This is a genomic window from Methylobacterium sp. WL6 (genome assembly GCF_008040095.1).
Lineage (GTDB): Bacteria > Pseudomonadota > Alphaproteobacteria > Rhizobiales > Beijerinckiaceae > Methylobacterium.
Genome location: NZ_VRVH01000338.1, coordinates 1 through 4634, shown reverse-complemented (window position 1 = coordinate 4634; position 4634 = coordinate 1). Strand labels below are relative to the sequence as shown.

At 71.0% G+C, this 4634-nt stretch carries 4 protein-coding genes; 2 read left to right on the top strand and 2 right to left on the bottom strand.

Going from position 1 to position 4634, the window contains the following annotated elements; all coding sequences use genetic code 11:
- Nucleotides 1-408: LpxI family protein (locus tag FV230_RS24965; protein ID WP_147844313.1), on the top strand; the 408-nt coding region annotated here is incomplete at its 5' end.
- Nucleotides 405-1553 (top strand): lipid-A-disaccharide synthase, encoded by a 1149-nt coding sequence (lpxB, locus tag FV230_RS24960; protein WP_147728522.1) that lies wholly within the window; start codon nt 405-407, stop codon nt 1551-1553. The genes FV230_RS24965 and lpxB, both read left to right, overlap by 4 nt.
- 214 nt (nt 1554-1767) lie before the next feature.
- Here lpxB and gltA read toward each other — a convergent pair whose 3' ends face one another.
- Together gltA and gltX are read right to left on the bottom strand one after the other, a co-directional pair.
- The gene (gene gltA, locus FV230_RS24955; protein ID WP_147844312.1) at nt 1768-3057 is read right to left on the bottom strand and encodes a citrate synthase; all 1290 of its coding nucleotides are present in this window, start codon (nt 3055-3057) and stop codon (nt 1768-1770) included.
- A gap of 208 nt (nt 3058-3265) precedes the next feature.
- Nucleotides 3266-4634 (bottom strand): glutamate--tRNA ligase (gene gltX, locus FV230_RS24950; RefSeq protein WP_246694990.1); only part of this gene is annotated, 1369 nt, incomplete at its 5' end.

Below are 4634 nucleotides of genomic sequence, written 5' to 3'. Positions count from 1 at the left end.
GCCTCGATCGCCACCGGCCGCGCGCTGCTGGCCGCCCTCTCGGCCTTCGATGTCGGCCAGGCGGTGGTGGTCGCGGCCGACCGCGTGCTCGCCGTCGAGGGCCCCGAGGGCACCGACCGCATGCTCGCCCGCGCCCGCACCGTCGGGCGCAAGCCGTGGGACCTCAGGCTCTGGGGCCGCGAGCGGGCGCTGCCCGCGACCGTGCTGGTGAAGTGCGCCAAGGACGACCAGGATCTCCGCATCGACCTGCCGGCGATCGGCCCGCGGACGGTCCGCAACGCGTCGGCCGCCGGCTGCGTCGGGCTCGCGGTCGAGGCCGGGCGCACGCTGCTGATCGACCGGGCGGAGACGATCGCCGAGGCCGACCGGCTCGGCCTCTTCCTGATCGGCATGGGGGTCGGCGCATGAAGATCTGGCTCGTCGCGGGCGAGGATTCCGGCGACCAGCTCGGCGCCAAGCTGATGGCGTCGCTGCACGAGGCCGCGGGCCGCCCGGTGACCTTCGGCGGCGTCGGTGGGGAGGCGATGACGGCGCGCGGCCTGACCTCGCTCTTCCCCCTCGATGACGTGGCGGTGATGGGCTACCTGCCGGTGCTGGCGCGGCTGCGCACGCTCCTGCGCCGCATCCGCCAGACGGTGGACGACGTGGTCGCCAACCGCCCGGACGTGCTCGTGATCATCGACAGCCCCGGCTTCACCCACGCGGTCGCCTCGCGGGTGCGCAAGCGTGCGCCCGAGATCCCGATCGTCGACTACGTCTCGCCGAGCGTGTGGGCGTGGCGGCCGTGGCGGGCGGCCTCGATGCGGGGCTTCGTCGACCACGTGCTCGCCCTGCTGCCGTTCGAGCCGGAGGCGCACCTGCGGCTCAACGGGCCGCCCTGCACCTATGTCGGGCATCCGCTGATCGAGCGGTTCTCCGAGCTGCGGCCGGACGCCGCCGACGCGGCGTCGCGGGAGGCCGTGCCGTGGCGCGTGGTGGTGCTGCCGGGCTCGCGCCGATCCGAGATCGAGCGGCTGATGCCGGTCTTCGGCCGCACCTTGGCGCGCATGGCGCGGGACGTCGGGCCGATCGAGGCGGTGCTGCCGGCGGTCACCCGTCATCGCGCCTTGATCGAGCGCATGGCCAAGGCCTGGAGCGCCCCCGTGCGCATCGTCGCGGGCGAGGCCGAGAAGTACGCCGCCTTCCGCCAGGCGCGGGCCGCGCTCGCCGCCTCCGGCACCGTGACGCTGGAGCTGGCGCTCGCCGGCGTGCCGATGGTGGTGGCCTACAAGGTCTCGCGTGTCGAGGAGGCGGTGGCCCGGCGCCTGATCCAGGTGCCGACGATCGTGCTGCCGAACCTGATCCTCGGCGAGAACGCGATGCCGGAATTCGTGCAGGCCGAGTGCACCGAGGACCGCCTCGCCACGGCGCTCGCCCCCCTGGTCACCGGCGGCGCCGCGCGGGACCGCCAGCTCGCGGCCCTGCAGCGCATCGACGGCCTGATGCGGCTGCCGGGCGACGAGGCCCCGAGCCGCAGCGCGGCGCGGGTGGTGCTGGCTGCGATCAGAACCTGAGGCTTCGGATCGTCGGGCTGCCGTCATTCCGGGGCGCCGCAGGCGAGGCCGGAATCCAGAGCCGCCGGCGATGCCTGCCGAAGGGCGGCCTGCGGTTCAGGATCCCGGGCTCTGCCTCGCAGCCCCGGAATGACGGGCGCGGGTTTTTGGCGACCGAGAGGCCCATCGCGCCGCCGGCAGATCCATCATCGGCCGACGGCACTCAAAAGGCGCCTCAGCCGCGGTCGTTGATGCCGACGTAGTCGCGCTTGGTCGGGCCGACGTAGAGCTGGCGCGGGCGACCGATCTTCTGCGAGGGGTCCTCGATCATCTCGGCCCACTGCGCGATCCAGCCGACGGTGCGTGCCACCGCGAACAGCACCGTGAACATGTCGGTCGGGAAGCCCATCGCCTTGAGGGTGATGCCCGAGTAGAAATCGATGTTCGGGTAGAGCTTCTTCTCGATGAAGTACTCGTCCTTGAGCGCGATCTCCTCGAGCTTCATCGCGACCTCGAGCAGCGGGTCGTCGTGCTTGCCGAGCTCCTTCAGCACCTCGTGGGTGGTCTTCTGCATGATCCGCGCGCGCGGATCGTAGTTCTTGTAGACCCGGTGGCCGAAGCCCATCAGGCGGAAGGGATCGTTCTTGTCCTTGGCCTTGGCGACGTACTGGTCGACGCGGTCCGGCGTGCCGATCTCCATCAGCATCTTCAGCGCCGCCTCGTTGGCGCCGCCATGCGCCGGGCCCCACAGGCAGGCGACGCCGGCCGCGATGCAGGCGAACGGGTTCGCGCCGGAGGAGCCGGCGAGCCGCACCGTCGAGGTCGAGGCGTTCTGCTCGTGGTCGGCGTGCAGGATGAAGATCTTGTCCAGCGCCTTGGCGAAGATCGGGTTGATCTGGTACTCCTCGCACGGGACGGCATAGCACATCCGCAGGAAGTTCGAGGTGTAGTCGAGGTCGTTCTTCGGGTACACGAACGGCTGGCCGATCGAGTACTTGTAGGCCATCGCCGCCAGCGTCGGCATCTTGGCGATCATGCGCATCGACGCGATCATGCGCTGGCTCTCGTCCGTGATGTCGGTCGAGTCGTGGTAGAAGGCCGAGAGCGCGCCGACGGAGGCCACCATCACCGCCATCGGGTGGGCGTCGCGGCGGAAGCCGGTGAAGAACCGGTTCATCTGGTCGTGCACCATGGTGTGGCGCGTGACGCGGTAGTCGAAGTCGGCCTTCTGACCCGGCGTCGGCAGCTCGCCGAACAGCATTAGGTAGCAGGTCTCGAGGAAGTCGCCCTGCTCGGCGAGCTGCTCGATCGGGTAGCCGCGATAGAGCAGAACGCCCTCGTCGCCGTCGATGTAGGTGATCTTCGATTCGCACGAGGCGGTCGAGGTGAAGCCCGGATCGAAGGTGAAGGCGCCGGTCTGGGCGTAGAGCTTGCCGATGTCGACGACGTCGGGGCCGATCGTGCCGCTCTTGACGGGCAGAGAGATCTGCTTGCCGTCCACGGTGATGGTGCTGGCTGCGCTCATGGAACGTGGACCCTTTCCTGGCAACGAATCGAAGCCGGCCCAGGCTGCGCTCCGCGCCGCCCGGGACCCGAAGTCACCGGCATTTTGCTGCAGGTGCTCACAAGCCCATCGGGTTAGCGGATCGGCCGAGCGCCAGCAACGGGGCGGATGACAACCACGTCGAGACGCCAAGCGAAAACCGGGCCGCGCGTGCGCTGCGGCGGCGGTCTCAATCCTTCGTGATGCCGTCGCCGAGACGGGCGAGGCTCTCCGCGCGTCCCAGCACCGCCATCACGTCGAACAGCGGCGGCGAGGTCGTGCGCCCGGTCAGCGCCGCGCGCAGCGGCTGGGCGACCTGCCCGAGCTTCAGGCCGGCGGTCTCCGCGAAGTGCCGCACGGCCGCTTCCGTCGCGGCGGCGTTCCATTCGGGCAGGGCTTCCAGCGCCGGCAGGATCGCGGCGAGCCGCCCGCGCGCCTCGTCGGTGAGGAGGGCGGAAGCCTTCTCGTCCGGCACCAGCGGCCGCGCGGCGGTGAGATAGTAGGCGCTGTCGAGCAGCTCGATCAGGGTCTTGGCCCGCTCCTTCAGCCCCGGCATCGCCGCGACGAGCTTTTCGCGAAGGGCCGGCGCGAGCGGTGCCGAGAGGCCGCGCTCCGGGCCGACGTTCGGCAGGATGCGCTCGATCGCGTCGACGAGGTCGGCGTCCGCCGCGCCGCGGATGTAGAGGCCGTTGAGGTTCTCGAGCTTGGCGAAGTCGAACCGCGCCGGCGAGCGGCCGATCGCCTTCAGGTCGAAGGCCGCCACCATCTCCTCGGTCGAGAACACCTCCTGGTCGCCGTGGCTCCAGCCGAGGCGGACGAGGTAGTTGCGGAGCGCGGCCGGCAGGTAGCCGAGGTCGCGGTAGGCGTCGACGCCGAGCGCGCCGTGGCGCTTGGACAGCTTGGCCCCGTCCGCCCCGTGGATCAGCGGGATGTGCGCCATCTTCGGCACCTCCCATCCGAGCGCCGAGAAGATCTGGCTCTGGCGCGCGGCGTTGGTGAGGTGGTCGTCGCCGCGGATCACCTGGGTGACGCCCATGTCGTGGTCGTCGACGACGACGGCGAGCATGTAGGTCGGGTTGCCGTCCGAGCGCAGCAGCACGAGGTCGTCGAGATCGCGGTTGGCCCAGGTGACGCGGCCCTGCACCGCGTCGTCGACGATCGTTTCGCCCTCGCTCGGGGCGCGCAGCCGGATCACCGGCTTCACCCCGGCCGGTGCCTCGGACGGGTCGCGGTCGCGCCAGCGCCCGTCGTAGCGCAGCGGCTTGCCCGCCGCCCGGGCCTGCTCGCGCATCTGCGTCAGCTCCTCCGGCGTGGCGTAGCAGCGATAGGCGTTGCCCGAGGCGAGCAGGCTCTCGGCGACCTCGCGATGGCGCTCGGCGCGGGCGTACTGGAACACCACGTCGCCGTCCCAATCGAGCCCGAGCCAGCTCATCCCGTCGAGGATCGCGTCGATCGCCCCTTGCGTCGAGCGCTCGCGGTCGGTGTCCTCGATGCGCAGCAGCATCCGGCCGCCCATCCGGCGGGCATAGAGCCAGTTGAACAGCGCCGTGCGGGCGCCC

Excerpts from the sequence above, each read along its gene's own strand:
- gltA (WP_147844312.1), bottom strand. The coding sequence starts at position 3,057 with ATGAGCGCAGCCAGCACCATCACCGTGGACGGCAAGCAGATCTCTCTG.
- lpxB (WP_147728522.1), top strand. The coding sequence starts at position 405 with ATGAAGATCTGGCTCGTCGCGGGCGAGGATTCCGGCGACCAGCTCGGC.